The organism is Curvibacter cyanobacteriorum, assembly GCF_028649475.1.
Lineage (GTDB): Bacteria > Pseudomonadota > Gammaproteobacteria > Burkholderiales > Burkholderiaceae_C > Curvibacter > Curvibacter cyanobacteriorum.
In genome coordinates, this window is record NZ_JAQSIP010000002.1 from 267,418 (window position 1) to 283,435 (window position 16,018).

The 16,018-nt window shown below is 68.1% G+C and carries 14 protein-coding genes and 1 tRNA gene; 2 read left to right on the forward strand and 13 right to left on the reverse strand.

Annotation, left to right across the window (positions count from 1 at the left end; genetic code table 11):
- Positions 1–84: 84 nt before the first annotated feature.
- The 6 genes from PSQ40_RS04560 to PSQ40_RS04585 all read right to left on the reverse strand — a co-directional run bounded on the left by PSQ40_RS04560 (position 85) and on the right by PSQ40_RS04585 (position 6,963).
- The gene (locus PSQ40_RS04560) at positions 85–1,518 is read right to left on the reverse strand and encodes an aldehyde dehydrogenase family protein (RefSeq protein WP_273949133.1); all 1,434 of its coding nucleotides are present in this window, start codon (positions 1,516–1,518) and stop codon (positions 85–87) included.
- Positions 1,519–2,070: 552 nt separating this feature from the next.
- On the reverse strand, positions 2,071–2,322 hold the full coding sequence (locus tag PSQ40_RS04565) for a hypothetical protein (RefSeq protein ID WP_273949135.1): 252 nt from the start codon (positions 2,320–2,322) through the stop codon (positions 2,071–2,073).
- A gap of 308 nt (positions 2,323–2,630) precedes the next feature.
- The gene (locus tag PSQ40_RS04570; RefSeq protein WP_273949136.1) at positions 2,631–3,407 is read right to left on the reverse strand and encodes an acyl-CoA dehydrogenase family protein; all 777 of its coding nucleotides are present in this window, start codon (positions 3,405–3,407) and stop codon (positions 2,631–2,633) included.
- Positions 3,408–3,479: 72 nt separating this feature from the next.
- The gene (gene oiaK / locus PSQ40_RS04575) at positions 3,480–4,871 is read right to left on the reverse strand and encodes a 3-oxo-isoapionate kinase OiaK (protein WP_273949137.1); all 1,392 of its coding nucleotides are present in this window, start codon (positions 4,869–4,871) and stop codon (positions 3,480–3,482) included.
- A complete protein-coding gene (locus tag PSQ40_RS04580) occupies positions 4,868–6,115 on the reverse strand; it encodes a ribulose-bisphosphate carboxylase large subunit family protein (protein WP_273949139.1) in 1,248 nt (415 codons plus the stop codon). The genes oiaK and PSQ40_RS04580 overlap by 4 nt, the downstream gene beginning before the upstream one ends.
- Positions 6,116–6,132: 17 nt before the next feature.
- Positions 6,133–6,963 (reverse strand): phosphogluconate dehydrogenase C-terminal domain-containing protein, encoded by an 831-nt coding sequence (locus PSQ40_RS04585; RefSeq protein WP_273949140.1) that lies wholly within the window; start codon positions 6,961–6,963, stop codon positions 6,133–6,135.
- Positions 6,964–7,259: 296 nt separating this feature from the next.
- Here PSQ40_RS04585 and PSQ40_RS04590 point away from each other — a divergent pair, with 296 nt between their 5' ends.
- Complete coding sequence (locus PSQ40_RS04590) at positions 7,260–7,973, forward strand: transcriptional regulator NanR (RefSeq protein WP_273949141.1); 714 nt, start codon at positions 7,260–7,262, stop codon at positions 7,971–7,973.
- A 103-nt stretch (positions 7,974–8,076) separates the two neighbouring features.
- Here PSQ40_RS04590 and PSQ40_RS04595 read toward each other — a convergent pair.
- Positions 8,077–8,150: transfer RNA gene (locus tag PSQ40_RS04595), tRNA-Arg, on the reverse strand.
- Positions 8,151–8,408: 258 nt separating this feature from the next.
- Positions 8,409–9,101 carry a glutathione S-transferase family protein gene (locus PSQ40_RS04600; protein WP_273949142.1) on the reverse strand — a complete coding sequence of 231 codons (693 nt, stop codon included), beginning with the start codon at positions 9,099–9,101 and terminating at the stop codon, positions 8,409–8,411.
- Positions 9,102–9,159: 58 nt separating this feature from the next.
- Between PSQ40_RS04600 and PSQ40_RS04605 the strand changes: the two genes are divergently transcribed.
- A complete protein-coding gene (locus tag PSQ40_RS04605; protein ID WP_273949143.1) occupies positions 9,160–9,804 on the forward strand; it encodes a hypothetical protein in 645 nt (214 codons plus the stop codon).
- Positions 9,805–9,894: 90 nt separating this feature from the next.
- Here PSQ40_RS04605 and PSQ40_RS04610 read toward each other — a convergent pair whose 3' ends face one another.
- The 5 genes from PSQ40_RS04610 to PSQ40_RS04630 all read right to left on the reverse strand — a co-directional run bounded on the left by PSQ40_RS04610 (position 9,895) and on the right by PSQ40_RS04630 (position 15,900).
- Positions 9,895–11,169 (reverse strand): acyl-CoA dehydrogenase family protein, encoded by a 1,275-nt coding sequence (locus tag PSQ40_RS04610; RefSeq protein ID WP_273949144.1) that lies wholly within the window; start codon positions 11,167–11,169, stop codon positions 9,895–9,897.
- 72 nt (positions 11,170–11,241) lie between these two features.
- The gene (locus PSQ40_RS04615) at positions 11,242–12,333 is read right to left on the reverse strand and encodes a phosphotransferase (protein ID WP_273949145.1); all 1,092 of its coding nucleotides are present in this window, start codon (positions 12,331–12,333) and stop codon (positions 11,242–11,244) included.
- Between the two features lie 44 nt (positions 12,334–12,377).
- On the reverse strand, positions 12,378–13,097 hold the full coding sequence (locus tag PSQ40_RS04620; RefSeq protein WP_273949146.1) for a Crp/Fnr family transcriptional regulator: 720 nt from the start codon (positions 13,095–13,097) through the stop codon (positions 12,378–12,380).
- Positions 13,098–13,598: 501 nt separating this feature from the next.
- Positions 13,599–14,375, reverse strand: coding sequence for an oxepin-CoA hydrolase, alternative type (locus PSQ40_RS04625; protein ID WP_273949147.1), 777 nt, complete (start codon positions 14,373–14,375; stop codon positions 13,599–13,601).
- 4 nt (positions 14,376–14,379) lie between these two features.
- Complete coding sequence (locus PSQ40_RS04630; RefSeq protein ID WP_273949148.1) at positions 14,380–15,900, reverse strand: 3-hydroxyacyl-CoA dehydrogenase; 1,521 nt, start codon at positions 15,898–15,900, stop codon at positions 14,380–14,382.
- Between the last annotated feature and the right edge of the window lie 118 nt (positions 15,901–16,018).

The following is a 16,018-nucleotide window of genomic DNA, read 5'->3' on the forward strand; positions in this document are numbered from 1 at the left end:
ATCTCCTGATGTTTCTAGGTATGAAGCGCCCCAGCGCCCGCCACAGCCCCATGGGCCGGTGCGGGCGAGCGGCGAGAAGTGGGCTCAGCCGTGGCGGATGGCCACGGTCTTGAGGGTGGTGAAGCCGTACAGGGCTTCAAACCCTTTTTCGCGGCCATAGCCCGAGGACTTGACGCCGCCGAAGGGGAGTTCCACCCCGCCGCCTGCGCCGTAGTTGTTGATGAACACCTGGCCGCTGCGCAGGCGCTTGGCCATGCGGAACTGGCGGCCGCCGTCGCGCGTCCAGACACCGGCCACCAGGCCGAAATCGGTGGCGTTGGCGAGTTCGATCGCATGGTCTTCGTCGCGGAAGCTCATGGCCGCCAGTACCGGGCCAAACACCTCTTCCTGGGCCAGTCGGTGGTCCACGGGCACATCGCGCAGCAGGGTGGGGGCCTGGTAGTAGCCGGTTTCAGGGGCCTGGTCGACGATGCGGCCCTGGGCCACCATCTGGATGCCAGCCACCTGGGCGTCGGACAGGAAGTCCCACACGCGCTGTTGCTGGGTTTGGCGGATCAACGGGCCCACGTCGAGGTCCATGCTCGCCGGGCCCACCCGCAGGGCTTCAAAGGCCTGGCCCAGTCGGGCCAGCAGGGCTTCGTAAATGCTTTCCTGGATCAGCACGCGCGAGCCGGCCGAGCAGGTCTGGCCCGCGTTCTGCACGATGGCGTTGATGATCACCGGCACCGCGGCGTCCAGGTCGGCGTCTTCAAAAATGATCTGCGGGCTCTTGCCACCCAGCTCCAGGGTGACCGGGCAGTGGCGCTCGGCCGCCACCTGCTGGATCAAGGTGCCCACCTTGGGGCTGCCGGTGAAGCTGATGTGGTCGATGCCGGGGTGGCGCGCCAGGGCATCGCCAACCTCGTGGCCATAGCCGGTCACGATGTTGATGGCGCCAGCCGGGAAGCCCACCTCGGCCGCCAACTGGGCGACCCGGATCAGCGACAGGCAGGCGTCTTCGGCGGGCTTGACCACGCAGACATTGCCTGCGGCCAGGGCCCCCCCGACGCTGCGGCCGAAGATCTGCATCGGGTAGTTCCAGGGCACCACATGGCCGGTCACGCCATGGGGTTCGCGCCAGGTCAGCACGCTGTAGCCCTCCTGATAGGGGATGGTGTCGCCATGGAACTTGTCGGCGGCACCGGCGTAGAACTCGAAATAGCGCACCAGGGCCAGCGCGTCGGCCTTGGCCTGTTTGGTGGGTTTGCCGCAGTCGCGCTGCTCCAGCGCGGCCAGTTCTTCGGCGTGTTCGGCCACTTTGACCGAAAGGCGCATCAGCAGGCGGCCGCGTTCGGCGGCGCTGAGGCGGGACCAGACGGTCTCGTAGCACTGGCGGGCGGCACGCACCGCGTCGTCAATGTCTTGCGCGTTGCTGCGCTGAATGTGGTCAAAAACCTGGCCGTCCGACGGATCGATCACAGGCAGTGTCTTGCCCGACGAGGAGGGCACCGAGGCGTTGGCGATGTAATTGAGTTGCATCCCTTCATTTTGCGCCAACGACTGCGCCCTGGCACGGGGGCGGCGGGCTGGCGCCGGGATTCAGCCTTCGCGCTTGGTTGGGGCTGTCATCGTCGAAGGGGGCGGGTGTCGCTCGGGTGTCCGTCAGGGCCGCCGAGGGCCGGAGGGGGGGCCGCCGCGGGGGACGAAACGGGCAGCAAAAAGCGCCCGGATCGGGCGCTTGGAGGCGGGGAGAGGCCGGTGGGCCTGGTGGTGCAGCGGGGGACCGGCGGAGCCAACAAGGTCGGCAGGCGGGGCCGCTGGTCAGCCCTCAGTGGGGGGCTGGCCGTGTCAGTGGCGTTTCAACGGGGGCTGCGCTTGCGGTCGCGGTCGTCGTGGGGCCAGGCGTTGACAGGGCAATCTTTGAGGCAGGAAGTCATCAGGAATCTCCGTGGATGGCGCTACAACGAGCGCCGCAGGATTCCGGTTGACAACTTTTATCAAGAATTCAACATTGCTTGCAAAGATTTCTAAAGTCGCTGCCCACGGCGGCCTATTAAATGCTAAAAGCTGATCTGTCTGGGATTTGATTTGTCACAAATCAGGGCGACTGGGCGGCTGACCTGGGCCCGGTTCGGGCCCGCGCTGGGCGGCGGCGTCGGGCCCAGGGCTGGGGCGGGGCCCTTGGCCGGCGTGCAGCAGGCGCGCGGTCAGTTCCTCGGCGGCCACCGCTTCGGGGCTGCGGTAGGCCACCCGCAACACCATCAACAGTTCTTCCAGTGCGGCGAGGGTGTCGTGCACGGCCAGGCGCAGCTGGCGGATTTTGGGGGCGTCTGGCGTGTCCATGGCCCATTCTGTCGGTGACGTCCGCGTCTTCCAATCCCCCGATTGTGTGCAAATGCAGCAGGGGGGGCGGGCCCGATGCCCCTTTGGCGCTGCATCGGGCGGGGGCGAAGGGGGGCTCGGTCGCACCCGCTGGAACGCAGGATCGGGGGCCAAGCTCAAGCCTTCACGCCTCGGGCCCCCCATGGATCAGGCCAAGGGGCTGACTTCCCCGCGCGGGCGACGACCCGGAGGACGTCAGGCGCCAGCCCCTGAGCGCCCAGTCCGGGCCCGCTTGGGCTTGGCAGCCCCGCCAGCCGGGGTGGCCGGGGTCAGCCAACGTGCAGGCGTGGGTTGGTCGGCGGTGGCCCCAGCGCCGCGCACACCGGTTGCAGCGCGGCCTCCAGGGCCTGCTCGCCCAGCCATTCATCCTCCCTGAAAAAGACCTGCCGGAGCCGGATCGCCGAGGCCTGCGCTTCGGTAGGCGCGGAGGCGGTGTGGGCGTGAACGTGGGCGGGGGGCTGGGCCTGGGCGGGCAGGACGTCGAAGCCGTCCTCTTCGCTGCGCAGGCAGCACCAGCCCTGTTGACCGTCCAGCTGCACCGGTGCGACAAACGAGAAGCCGTCGACCGAGGTGTTGAACGCCTGCAATCGGGGGGCGCTGAGTTGCCAGCCCCGGCCCGTGTCGTGGGCGCTGAGCAGGGACTGCGCCAGGGTGATCGGCACGGTGGCGGCGCGCTCGGCCCGCAGGACATCGGGCAACAGGTGCTCGCGCAGGGCCCCGTTGGGGGTTTGCACCAGGAACTCGATGGCCAGGCGTTGCGACCAGAACAGCGCGGCCAGGGCCGGGTCTTGCTGGCGCAGTTCGGCCATCAGCGGCCCCAGTTCCCGAGCCTCGCCCCCCAGGCCGCCGCAGTGGACAGGCACGGCGCAGCGCAGCCAGCCGCGGTCAGCGAGTGGTCGCAGCGGGGGCGCCGGGGGCGTCGGCAAGGGGGCGGCCCGGTGGGCTGCCGAGTGGGCTGTCGAGTGGTTGGGGGTGGAGGCGAGGGCGGCGGCGGCCCGGGGGCGGGACCGCGAGGCGCTGGGTTGGGGCGGGGTGATCAGGGGCATGGTCGCCAGTGTTCACCGCGGGCCTGGTCCGCAACAGGGGCAGATGTCGATTTGTCCGCCAGATCAGCCTGTTCAAGCGCCGCCGTTCAAGGCCTGCCCATAAAACGATTCGCCCCCCATCTGTCCTCCCTTGAGGATCAGCTCCAGCCCATCGCGCCGAGCCTCGCCGGACCAGGCGCGGCACAGCGGTGCGCCGGGGGTCAGGCGGGCCAACACGGTCAGGGCCTCGATGCCCAGCACGCTGGCCACCTCGCCCGAGCTGTCGCCGCCGGCCACCACCACGCGTTGCAGGGGGTGCTGGTCCAGCAGGCGTTTCATGACCTCGGCCAGGCCCGCACCGACACAGCGCGCGGCCTCGCTGCGGCTCAGCCCGGCCCGGGCCGCGTGCTGGTCAAAGGCCAGCACCTCGGGGTCGTCCTGGCCTTCGGCGCTGAAGACCACCACACTGCGACCCGCCGCCAGGGCGGCGCCGGCCTGGGTGAGCAGGCGTTGCAACTCGGCTTCGCGCTGCTGGGGTTGCAGGCAGGCCGCCACGTTCAGGCGCTCGGTGGCAAAGCCCTGGGCGCGGGCCCAGCGGATCTGCGCCGCCGAGACCGGCGAGCAACTGCCACTGACCGCCGCGATCTGCGGCACCGCCGTGGCCTCGGGCAGGCCGGCGGGGCGGGGCAGCCAGCCCTGGTGTTGCCAGTAGCGGGTCAGGGCGTAGCACAGGCCCGAAGACGAGGCACTGAACAAACCCGGGCCGCGCTGGCTCCAGACCAGGCGGCCCGCCTCGAGCAGGGTCTCGTCGTCGAGCACATCGATCAACACGATGGGCACGTCGGTGGGGGTGTCGGGGGCGGGTTGCAGGCAGGCCGTGAGTTGGGCGTGCGCGTCGCCCGACTTGAGTTGCACCATGTCCACCAGTTCGGTGCGGCGCGCGGTCTGGGCGGCCAGGTGGCGGCGCAGGTCCGATTCGCCCATGGGGGTGACCGGGTGGCGCGACATGGTGGGGTGGCGGTCCAGGCGGTAGCCCACGCCGTCGACTGCGGCGAACAGGTGGCCAAACACCTGGTAGCGGCGCAGCCGCGGAGCGCCCACCACGGTCGGGCTCCAGCGCCCGCCCATCTGTTGCAAGCCCAGCTCGATGGCGCAGCCAATCGAGCCGATGTCGGGCGAGGAGTCGAAGGTGGAGCACACCTTGTAATGCAGCAGCGGTGCGCCCAGGGCCCGCAGGCTGGCGAAGGCGGGCGGCAGGTGGGCCTGCATCCAGGCCGGACTGCGTCCGCGCGAGGCCCCCGCCAGCCCGACGCAGCGCACGCCCGGAAAACGCTGCAAGGCCTGGGGCGTGGGGGGCGCCAGGAACAGCACGGTGGGCACGCCGGCCGCGGTCATGGCCTCCATGGCGTCGGTGGAGCCCGTGAAGTCGTCGCCGTAATAGGCCAGCAGCAGGCCCTCGGGCAGGGCGGTGTCGGGGGCGCTCATCGCCAGAACCCCAGGGCCTGCGCCAGGGCCGGCGATTGCCGGGCGGCTTGCGACAGGGCCACCCCCTCCTGGGCGGCCTGCCAGGCATCACGGAACGACTGCACGCCCGCGGCCACCCCGCCGGGGTGACCAAAGATGCCGCCGCCCGCGGTGTGGATCAGGTCGGCACTGCCCAGCCCGGTGAAGGTGTCCTGGGCCTGCAAGCCGGTCTGGCCCGAGCTGAAGACCGGCATGGCGGTCATCGGGGCGCTGTCCATCACTGGGGCCAGCACCGCGCGGGCCGCGGCCATCACGCTGTCGTCGGCCTCGCTGAACTTGTTGCGCAGGCCGTTCACATGCAGGTGGTCGGCGCCGGCCAGGCGCCAGATCTTCTGCCACGGCGCGTAGTCAAAGCCCAGTTGCGGGGCCCGGCTCAGGTAGCCCCAGCCGGCACGGTGGGCGTGGATGGGCAGCTGGGCGTGGCGCCGCAGTTCGGTCAGGCCGACCAGGCCGATCGAGTTGAGGCAGGCCATGACGCAGGTGCCGCCTTCGGCCAGCACCAGGTCGTGGCGCCGCTTCATCTGGTCCAGGTTGCCGGTCAGGTTGAATGCCACCATCGGTTGTCGACCCAGTCGGTCGGCCGCGGCCCGCACCACCCGCATCACGGCGCGCACGCGCTCGTCAAAAGGGCAGGCCGGCCCGTCGGCCTGCAGCTCGTCGTCCTTGATGAAGTCGATGCCCCCGTCCACCAGCAGCTGGACCTGTTGCGCCGTCTCGGCCACGCTGAGACCGACACTGGGTTTGATGATGGTGCCGATCAGCGGGCCGTGCGCCACCCCGCTCAGTCGGCGCGTGCCGTTCACCCCAAAGGCCGGACCAGGGTAGGCCTGGGCAAAGGCGGGGGGCAGTTGCAGGTCGGTCAGGCGCAGGCCGGTGACGCAGCGCAGCTCATACAGGTTGCCCGCGATGGTGGCCATCAGCGTGGGCAGGCAGGGGCCCAGGTTGGCCAACGGCCACGACAAGGTCAGCCGTGCCTGGGTGTAGCGGCCGCTCGGGGCGGAGACCGGTGTGGGCAGGCTGGGCTGGGCGCTGTGGCCCAGGACTTCCAGCTGCTCGACCCGGGCGCCGGCGCGGGCCTTGAGTTCGGGTGTTTCGGTGGGCAGGGCCACGAAGGTGCCGCTCGACTGTTCGCCGGCGATGACCTCGGCCGCGTGCGCCGGGTCGTCGCCGGTCTCCAGCCAGTAGGTGGCGTAGATGCGTTCCATGCGGGGCTCGGTGGGGTTCAGGTGATGCGGCGGATGCTTTCGGCGATCTCGTCGCGCTCGAAGACCTTGATCCAGTCATCGCGCATCAGGCGGGGTTTGCCGAAGGTGATGGCCTTGTTGCAGGCGTCCGAGAAGGCGCCGGGCACCTCTTTGAAGATCACCGCGGCCAGGATGTTCATGTGGCCCAGCAGGAAGTCGCGCGCGCACTCGGCGGGTACGCCGCGGCGCACGGTCTCATCCATGGCCTCGCGCATCACGTCAAGCAGGGTCGCGCACACCGTCTCCGACAGGCCGGGCTCCAGCAGCGCCATCTGTTCCACCGTCAGGCGGTAGGAGTTGAGGACGGGGGCGTAAATGGTCTTGGCCAGTTCCTCGCCCAGGTCAAAGGCCGACTCGGGACCCTGCATCAGTGCGCTGGTGATGGACTGTTTGGCGAAGCCGCCGCCAAAGTAGTCCTTGCGGGCGGCTTCGGTGGTTTCGTTGTTGTAGATCGGCGGATGGCAGGGGTGGGCCACGAAGTAGGTCAGGTCTTCGCGTTGGGGCAGGTGGCCGGCAAACGGGGCGGCCGCGTCCAGCACCATGACCATGGTGCCGGGCTTGAGCTGGGGTTCGATCTGGTGCGAGATCTTGCCGATCAGGTTGTCGGGCACGGCCAGGATCACCACGTCGGCGTCCTGCAGGGCCTCGTCGGTGCTGACCACCGACAGGCCGAGTTCATCGTGCAGGCGCTGCTGGCCGGCCGCGCCGGGTTCGACATGGGCCACGCGGAAGCGCGAGTTCAACAGGTTCTTGGACAGGCGCACGCCCATCTTGCCGCCAGCGCCAAACAAGGCAATTTTGGGGTTCATCGGTAGGACTCCTTGGTGTGGGTCGGGCCTGCGTTCAGGCCGCGGGGAAGGGGGCCGGGTCGTCCGCCAGGGGCATGGGGACCCACCCGGTGCGGAAAACTCAACTGGTATGATGAGTAGACCACTTTGAGCTCGTCGGCTGAACTGGGGTTTTCACGGGGCTGGCCGGTGGTGTGGCGTCCGGGGAGGTGGGGCGCGGCGTTGGGCCCCGGCTCAGGTGGCTGCTGCGTTGGCCGGTGCGGGGCCATAATCAAGCGCTTTGGCCTGTGCCTGGCCACCCCGAACTCCGCTTTGCCATGACCGAACCCATCCAGCGCCGCAAACTGTTCCAGGAAGTCCTGGACCGATTGATGGCGCGCATCCGGTCGGGCGACATCCCGCCGGGGGCGCAGTTGCCGTCGGAGCGCGAGTTGATGGAGGTTTATGGGGTGGGGCGACCGGCGGTGCGTGAAGCGCTGCAGGCGCTGGAGCGGTCGGGCATCGTCGAGATCGCCCATGGCGAGCGGGCCCGGGTGGTGGTGCCCACGGCCGACCGCCTGATGGCCCAGATCGCCGGGGGCGCCATGCACCTGCTGCGCAGCCAGCCCGACACGCTCGAGCACCTCAAGGACGCACGCCTGTTCCTGGAAACCGGCATGGCGCGCCTGGCCGCCGAGCGCGCCACCGAGGCGGACGTGGCGCGCCTGCGCCAGGCCGTGGCGCGGCACCGCGCGTCCTTGAACGACCTCGAAAAGTTCATCGAACTGGACATGGTGTTCCACCGCGAGTTGGCCACCCTCAGTGGCAACCCGATCTTCCCGGCCATCGTTGAAGCCCTGTTCCGCTGGGCCAGCGAGTACCACCAGGACATGGTGCGCGCCCCGGGCGTGGAGGCGCTGACCTTCTCCGAACACGAGCGCATCGTGGACGCGGTGGCGCAGCACCAGCCAGAGGCCGCGGTCGAGGCCATGCGCGCCCACCTGACGCGGGCCAGCCAGCTCTACAAGACGTCTTCAAACCAGCCAGGCTGAGGGCGTTGAGGTGGACTTGGGCGGGACGCTGGTCGGTGCTTGGCGTGGGGCCTGGGCCCTGGGGCCGGTCGCGGGCCGCGCAGGCCGCGGCGATGAGGGGGTGTGCGGCGTAAGGGAATCGAACCCCTGACCCACGGCTTAGAAGGCCGTTGCTCTATCCAACTGAGCTAACGCCACCCAAATTCAAAATCCAGTATGCCAGCCGCCGGCTGCGGCGCAAGCGGTGCAGCCGCTGCCCTGTCGCCCAATGGGTCGAGCGCTGCGCCGGGCTGGCCATCCAGGGCATCGGGCAGGTTTGGCCTGCGCGCTGGAAAGCCTTTGATTATGCCCCAAGCCACCCCGACCGTGGCCCGACGCGAGTGCCCGTCGGTGGGGTACCGCCGGGGTGTGGCACCGGGGTGTGGCACCGGGCCGGCCTGGTGGCTGGGGCGCTGTTCAGCGGGCCTGGTATTGCGTGGCGCCGAACAGCACGTCGCGGGCCTGGTCGTCGGTGATGGGTTTGCGCAGATCGGCCAGCACCGTGCACCCTTTTTGCACGGCCGGTCGCTCACTGAGGCGGTCAAACCAGGCCTTGAGGTGGGGGTGGTCGTTCCAGTCGATGCCCTGGTTCTGCCAGCTGCGCAGCCAGGGGTAGATGGCGATGTCGGCGATGCTGTAGTGCGGGCCCGCGATGTACGGCTGTTGTGCGACCTGGCGGTCCATCACGCTGTAGAGGCGCTTGGCCTCGTTGCTGTAGCGTTGGATCGCGTAGTCGATCTTCTCGGGGGCATAGAGGCGGAAGTGGTGGGCCTGGCCCAGCATCGGGCCCACACCGCCCATCTGGAACATCAGCCATTGCATGACCTGCCAGCGATCGCGCTCGCCCGGGGGCATGAAGCGCCCGGTCTTCTGCGCCAGATACAGCAAAATAGCACCGGACTCAAAGACCGAGATGGGCTGGCCATCCGGGCCATTGGGGTCGACCAAGGCGGGGATCTTGTTGTTGGGGCTGATGCTCAGGAACTCGGGCTTGAACTGGTCGCCTTGCCCGATGTTGACCGGCACGGCCTCGTAGGGGAGGCCACATTCCTCCAGCATGATGTGAATTTTGTGCCCGTTGGGGGTGGGCCAGGAATAGACCTTGATCATCCCGTTGCTCCTTGTGAAAGACCGACAAAAGTTCGACTGTAGGTGAAGTCTCTCTGTGATGTTTGCGCGCCTCAAAAAGCTGTTTCAGCCCGACCACTCGGCCGCCCTTGCGGCCTGGGCCCAACGCGAGTCCCTGGGTTTCGAGCGGGTGCCGGCGGGTGACCGCCTGGTCTGGACAGGCCAGTGGGCCGGGCACCCGCTCCGCATGGAGAGTGCGCCCCCGCAGCGCGAGTACATGCGCGGCCACGAACTGCGCCTGCGCCTCGATCTGGGGTTGTCGGACCAGTGGTCGCTGATGGTGCTGAACCGAAGCCTCAAGCAACACCTGGAGCAGGCCGCCTACAGCGGCTACACCGACCCGGTGCAGACCACCGCCCGCCTCAAGTTGACCGAAGAGATGCGGTGGCTGTCGATGTTTGGTGAGGTGGGCTGGACCCGCATGAGCCCTGATTTCTGGACCCGCTTCGTGGTGCTGGCCGAGCGCCGTGAGGACGCCCAGGCCTGGCTGGACGACACGCTGGTGCACGCCCTGATGGGTCTGCCCGCGGCCGATGACGGCCAGCAGATTCCCTTGATCATGATGTTGACGCGGGGGCGCTTGTACCTGCGCACGCAGCACGACCGAGGCGATACGCTGAAGCTGGACCTGTTCCTGGCCTTGGCGCAGACGGCCGCCCAGAGTGCCTGCCGCATGCCGCCCTGACCCCCCAAGACGCGCGGGGCCACGTTGTGGCCCCGCGCTGGAAGGGGTGGCCTGAACCCGCGGCCAGGGCCATGGGCCGATGCCGGGGCCTCAGCAGCCGCGTGTGATGGGCATCTCGACTTCGACCGGGCGGGGCGCGTACTTGCCCAGCTCCAGCTTGGCGATGGCGTTGCGGTGCACTTCGTCCGGGCCGTCCGCAAAACGCAGGGTGCGTGCATGGGCGTAAGCCGAGGCCAGCGGGAAGTCGTCGCACATGCCGCCGCCGCCGTGCACTTGCATGGCCCAGTCAATGACCTGGCAGGCCATGCTCGGGGCCACCACCTTGATCATGGCGATCTCGGTCTTGGCGACCTTGTTGCCGGCCACGTCCATCATCCAGGCGGCCTTGAGGGTCAGCAGGCGGGCCATGTCGATCTTGCAGCGGGCTTCGGCGATGCGCTCTTGCGTCACGGTTTGCTGGGCCACGGTCTTGCCGAAGGCGGTGCGCGCGCTGGCGCGGCGGCACATCAGTTCAAGGGCACGTTCGGCCAGGCCGATCAGGCGCATGCAGTGGTGGATGCGGCCCGGGCCGAGGCGGCCCTGGGCGATCTCGAAGCCACGGCCTTCGCCGAGCAGGATGTTGGAGGCCGGCACGCGCACGTTCTCGAAGGTCATCTCCACGTGGCCGTGCGGGGCGTCGTCGTAGCCCATCACATTGAGGGGGCGAATGATGTTGATGCCCTTGGTGTCGGCGGGCACCAGCACCATGCTTTGCTGCGAGTGGCGCGGGGCGTCCGGGTCGGTCTTGCCCATGGTGATGTAGACCGCGCAGCGCGGGTCGGCGGCGCCCGAGATCCACCACTTGCGGCCATTGATGACGTATTCGTCACCGTGGCGTTCGATGCGGGTTTCGATGTTGGTGGCGTCGCTGGAGGCGACGTCGGGCTCGGTCATGGCGAAGGCCGAGCGGATCTTGCCTTCGAGCAGCGGCTTGAGCCAGCGTTCGCGGTTCTCGGGCGAGCCGTAGCGCGCGATGGTCTCCATGTTGCCGGTGTCGGGGGCCGAGCAGTTGAACACCTCGCTCGACCAGGGCACGGCGCCCATGATCTCGGCCAGCGGGGCGTACTCCTGGTTGGTCAGGCCCGCGCCTTCGTAGCCCGAAGCGGCCGCGCTGTCGACGGGCAGGAACAGGTTCCACAAGCCGGCTGCCTGGGCCTTGGGTTTGAGGTTCTCAATGGTTTGCAGGGCCGACCAGCGCTTGCCCGCCGCCGTGTTGGCCGCCAACTCGGCCTTGTAGGCGTCTTCGGACGGGTAGATGTAGTCGGCCATGAACTGCTTCAGCCGGGCCTGGAGGTCTTTTGTTTTGGGGGAGTAATCAAAGTCCATGTGCTTCTCCTGTTGGATGGATGGGGCGCTGAGGCGGTTGCTTCTGGTGGTGAAATCGGGCGGAGGGCGGCCTCAGGCGCCGGCGCGCTGGGCAAACTGCCAGGCCATGGCCGCCAACGGGCGGGCCCCGGCGGCCGAGCTGACCGCCTGGGCGCTGGAGGCCGTGCCGGCCTCCACCCGCTTGGCGATGCCCTGCAGGATCGCGGCGAGGCGGAACAGGTTGTAGGCCAGGTAGAAGTTCCAGTCGGCGCGCAGGGCCTCGGGGGTGCTGAGGCCGGTGCGTTCGCAGTACAGGCGGATGTACTCGTCCTCGCTCGGGATGCCGAGGCTTTCAATGTCCAGGCCCCCAATGCCGCGGAACGAACCCTGCGGGATGTGCCAGGCCATGCAGTGGTAGCTGAAGTCGGCCAGTGGGTGGCCCAGGGTGGACAGCTCCCAGTCCAGCACGGCCAGCACGCGCGGCTCGGTAGGGTGCAGCATCAGGTTGTCGAGGCGGTAGTCGCCGTGCACGATGGACACCATGCGCTCGTCGCGGGCCGCGGCCGGGATGTTGGCCGGCAGCCAGGCCATCAGCTGGTCCATCTCGGGAATGGGCTGGGTGATCGAGGCCACGTACTGCTTGCTCCAGCGGCCAATCTGGCGCTCGAAGTAATTGCCCGGCTTGCCATACTGGGCCAGGCCGCGGTCGGCAAACTTGACCGTGTGCAGCGCCGCGATGACACGGTTCATTTCCAGGTAGATGTCGCGCCGCTGGGCCGGCGTCATGCCCGGCAGCGACTGGTCCCACAGCACGCGGCCGTCGACGAATTCCATCACATAGAAGGCGCGCCCGATGACGGACTCGTCCTCACACAGGCAGTGCATCTGGGCCACCGGCACTTCGGTGCCGGCCAGGCCGGTCATGACCGCGAACTCGCGCTCGATGGCATGCGCCGAGGGCAGCAGCTTGGCCACCGGGCCCGGCTTGGCCCGCATCACATAGGCGCGGTTCGGGGTGATGAGCTTGTAGGTCGGGTTGGACTGGCCCCCTTTGAACATCTCCACGCTCAAGGGCCCGGCAAAGCCGGGCAGGTGGCTGCTCAGCCAGCGGGACAACGCATCAACGTCGATGGCGTGTTGCTCGGACACCGCGCGGGTGCCGACAAAGTGATCGAATTGGCTCATGGGCTTTGTCTCTGTGGTTCTTGTAGGGGGCAGTCAGGGTGGGGCTAGACGTCGCTCTCGGCGATGCGCATCAGCGCATCGCGGTCGCGCACGATCAAGCCCCCGGGTTCGATGCGGATGGCTTCCTCGCGCTCCATGGCCTTGAGCTCCTGGTTCACGCGCTGGCGCGAGGCTCCCAGCAGCTGAGCCAGTTCTTCTTGGGCCAGGTGCAGGCTGATGCGCATCTCGCGCCCATCCGACAGGCTGGGCACGCCGTAGCTGCGCACCAGGTGCACCAGCTGTTTGGCGAGCCGCGCCCGCAGGGGCAGGGTGTTGAGGTCTTCCACCAGGCCGAACAGCTGCCGGATGCGCCGCGCGTGCAGGCGCAGCATGGCTTCGTACAGTTCGACGTGGGTGGCCAGGATCTTCTTGAAATCGGCCTTGGCAACACACAGGATGGTGGTGTCGCCATGCGCGTAGGCATCGTGGGTACGCCGGTCCCCGTCGAAGATCGCCACATCGCCAAACCAGATGCCCGGCTCGACATAGGTCAGCGTGATCTGCTTGCCCGAGATGGAGGTCGAGCTCACCCGCACCGCGCCCTTGGCGCAGGCGATCCACTCTTCGGGTGGATCGCCGCGGGCCGCGATCAGCTCGCCATCGCGGTAACGCTTGACGTAGGCGCATCGGAGTATGTCGTGCCTGAGTGAGGGTGAAAGGGATGAAAACCAGCGACCTGAGTTGATCGCTTCACGTTCTTCGATATTAAGAATCGGGTCGTCCATGGCCTGTCTTTTCCGTGACTGAAAACAGGTCCATTGTCGCGTCTGGGACCGGCGTCTTTCCGCGGCTTTGTCGCCTGCGTGTCTGAGTGGTTGCGGCAGGGAAAGCGGCCTCCAGACCCTGGAGGCGCCCGCGGGGTTCAGGGCCTGTGGGGCGGCCTGGGGGCTGAGGACTAATGGCCGTGGTCGGCTGGGCCGCGGGGGGCGTTGGGGTTGGAAGCAGGGGCGAAGGTTCGACGGCGTGCTGGGCCCGGTTGAGCGGGGCGGGCCGGTGGGGCGCTGCCGCACTGTGCACTCCGCATTCAGTGCTCAGTGCTCAGTGCTCAGTGCTTGGGTGCTTGGGTGCTTGGGTGCTTCGGTGCTTGGGGGGACCGGGCCCCGATGCACCCAGGGGCGCTCAGAGGGCCTCGGCTCCGTGCGGCCGGCTGTGGGGGCGCGCCGGGGCGGTGCGCTCGGGCTTGAGGCGCGCCGGGCCGGTGTGCGCTGCGCCGAGGCCCGCTGGGTTCAGTAGCGCGGTGTCGTCTTGTCGAGGAAGGCCGCGATGCCGATGCCTGCGTTGGCGTGGTGCAGGTTGCGCACAAAGTGGTCGCGCTCGGCCGCCAGGTGCTGGGTCAGCGACTGGCCTGGGGCGTCGTTGACCAGTTCCTTGATGCTGGCCAGGGCATTGGGTGCCCGGGCGTTGAGCTGCTCGGCCAGCTTCAGCGCTTCGGCCAGGGCTTGGCCTGGTTCGCACACGCGGTTGACCAGGCCATGTTGCTGCAGGGCCTCGGCCCCGATGCGGCTGCCACACATCAGCAACTCATTGACCAGCGCACGCGGCAAGGCGCGCGCCAGGCTCCAGCTGCCACCGCCGTCGGGCGACAGCGCGATGTTGCTGTAGGCCATGACGAACTGCGCATCGCGCGCCGCGGTCACAAAGTCGCAGGCCAGCGCGAGCGAGAAGCCCGCGCCGGCCGCGGGCCCTTCGACCGCCGCGATCACCGGCTTGGGGAACACGCGGATCGACTCGATCCAGCTGTGCAGGCCTTCGATGCTGTCAGCTTGCACCTGGGGTGGGCGTTCGCGGTTGGCCTGCAGGCGGCGCAGGTTGCCGCCAGCACAGAACCACGGGCCTTCGCCGGTGATGACCACCGAGCGCACCTCGGCGCTGCTCTCGGCCACGTTCAAGGCCTCGATGCCGGCGGCGTACATCTCCGGCCCCAGGGCGTTGCGGAACTCGGGGTTGCTGAGGGTCAGTACCAGGGTCTGGCCCTGGCTGTGGCTTTTGAGTTCAGCGCTCATGGGCTCAGCTTTCCTCGTGCTTCAGGCTCAGGCCAATGGCGCCCCGGCGGCGCAGCCAGGGGCTGGGGCGGTAACGCTGGTCGCCGTACACCGTCTGCATGTTGAACAGCACTTCGAGCACATTGGTCGGGCCGTAGCGGTCCCCCATGCTCAGCGGGCCCATCGGGTAACCCAGGCCCAGCGTGACCGCCAGTTCGAGGTCGCTGGGGCTGCAGATGCCCTGCTGGCAGATGTCGGTGGCGATGTTGATGATGGTGCCCACCACGCGCTGGGTGACAAAGCCCCCGCTGTCGCGGATCACACTGACGGCCTTGCCGTCGCGGGCGAACAGCGCGTGCGCGGCATCGCGCATGTCATCGCGGGTGGCGGGGTTGGTGGCCAGCACGCGGCGGCGGGTGCTGGCGTCGTCCACCAGCAGGTCGATGCCCACCGTGCGGCTGGGGTCCAGTCGCTCGACCACGGCCACCGTGGTCACATCAAAGCCCAGCGGCGCGACCAGGGTCAGGGCCTGGGGAGAGGGGGCTGTGCCGGTTTCAATGGTGGCGCCCAGGTCTTTGAGCAGTTGGTACAGCTCGGCGCGGCGTGCGGCGCGGCTCGACACCCAGACCGGCGGCATCTCGGCCACTTGAGGCACGGGCGGTTCGGCGGGCTGTTGGGCCTGACCGTTTTCATAGGTGTAGAAGCCTCGCTGCGTCTTGCGACCCAGCAGCCCCCCGCTGAGCCGCTGGGCGGTGATCACGCTGGGGCGGTAACGGGCTTCCTCGTGGTACTGGTGGTAGATCGATTCCATCACCGGGTGCGACACATCGAGACCGGTCAGGTCCAGCAGTTCGAAGGGCCCGAGCTTGAAACCCACCTGGTCCTTCAGAATGCGGTCAATGGTGGCGAAATCCGCCACGCCCTCGGAGACGATGCGAAGCGCCTCGGTGCCGTAGCCCCGGCCCGCGTGGTTGACGATGAAGCCAGGGGTGTCTTGGGCGCGCACGGGGGTGTGGCCCATCTGGCGCGCATAGGCGATCAGGCCTTCGACCACCCAGGGCTGGGTCAGCAGGCCATCAATGACCTCCACCACCTTCATCAGCGGCACCGGGTTGAAGAAGTGGTAGCCCGCGACACGGTCGGGGTGGGCGCAGCCCGCGGCGATCGAGGTCACCGACAGCGAGGAGGTGTTGGTGGCCAGCACCGTGTTGGCGGGGACCACGGTTTCGAGTTGTTTGAACAGCGCCTTCTTGGCGTCGAGGTTCTCGACGATCGCTTCCACCACCAACTCGGCCGAGGACAGGTCTGAAACTTGCTCAGCCACTTTCAGGTGTTCGGCATAACCTTGCACCTGTTCGGCCGTCAGTCGCCCTTTGTCCGCCAATTTGCCCCACTGAGCGATGATCTCGGACCGCGCCAGCGCCGCTGCGCCGGGCTTGCTGTCGTACAGAAACACTTGGCTGCCCGCCTGGGCGGCCAGCTGTGCAATGCCCCGTCCCATGGCACCGGTGCCAACAATGGCCACGTTCTGATAAATTATTTTCATCTTTGAATTATCTCTTGGTTGGTGAATTGGGGTGTTGTGCCAAAATCTGCGATAAAGCAAACGATAAATTGTGAAAATACGTAAGATTTTCCTCGGGGTGGCCTTGGTCGCGGCGGCT

What these genes read in the sequence shown, in the direction of transcription:
- PSQ40_RS04605 (WP_273949143.1), top strand. Translation starts at nt 9,160, where the DNA reads ATGTTTGCGCGCCTCAAAAAGCTGTTTCAGCCCGACCACTCGGCCGCC.
- PSQ40_RS04585 (WP_273949140.1), bottom strand. Translation starts at nt 6,963, where the DNA reads ATGAACCCCAAAATTGCCTTGTTTGGCGCTGGCGGCAAGATGGGCGTG.
- PSQ40_RS04600 (WP_273949142.1), bottom strand. Translation starts at nt 9,101, where the DNA reads ATGATCAAGGTCTATTCCTGGCCCACCCCCAACGGGCACAAAATTCAC.
- PSQ40_RS04565 (WP_273949135.1), bottom strand. Translation starts at nt 2,322, where the DNA reads ATGGACACGCCAGACGCCCCCAAAATCCGCCAGCTGCGCCTGGCCGTG.
- PSQ40_RS04570 (WP_273949136.1), bottom strand. Translation starts at nt 3,407, where the DNA reads ATGCCCCTGATCACCCCGCCCCAACCCAGCGCCTCGCGGTCCCGCCCC.
- PSQ40_RS04560 (WP_273949133.1), bottom strand. Translation starts at nt 1,518, where the DNA reads ATGCAACTCAATTACATCGCCAACGCCTCGGTGCCCTCCTCGTCGGGC.
- PSQ40_RS04615 (WP_273949145.1), bottom strand. Translation starts at nt 12,333, where the DNA reads ATGAGCCAATTCGATCACTTTGTCGGCACCCGCGCGGTGTCCGAGCAA.
- PSQ40_RS04610 (WP_273949144.1), bottom strand. Translation starts at nt 11,169, where the DNA reads ATGGACTTTGATTACTCCCCCAAAACAAAAGACCTCCAGGCCCGGCTG.
- PSQ40_RS04580 (WP_273949139.1), bottom strand. Translation starts at nt 6,115, where the DNA reads ATGGAACGCATCTACGCCACCTACTGGCTGGAGACCGGCGACGACCCG.
- PSQ40_RS04630 (WP_273949148.1), bottom strand. Translation starts at nt 15,900, where the DNA reads ATGAAAATAATTTATCAGAACGTGGCCATTGTTGGCACCGGTGCCATG.
- PSQ40_RS04620 (WP_273949146.1), bottom strand. Translation starts at nt 13,097, where the DNA reads ATGGACGACCCGATTCTTAATATCGAAGAACGTGAAGCGATCAACTCA.
- PSQ40_RS04590 (WP_273949141.1), top strand. Translation starts at nt 7,260, where the DNA reads ATGACCGAACCCATCCAGCGCCGCAAACTGTTCCAGGAAGTCCTGGAC.
- PSQ40_RS04625 (WP_273949147.1), bottom strand. Translation starts at nt 14,375, where the DNA reads ATGAGCGCTGAACTCAAAAGCCACAGCCAGGGCCAGACCCTGGTACTG.
- oiaK (WP_273949137.1), bottom strand. Translation starts at nt 4,871, where the DNA reads ATGAGCGCCCCCGACACCGCCCTGCCCGAGGGCCTGCTGCTGGCCTAT.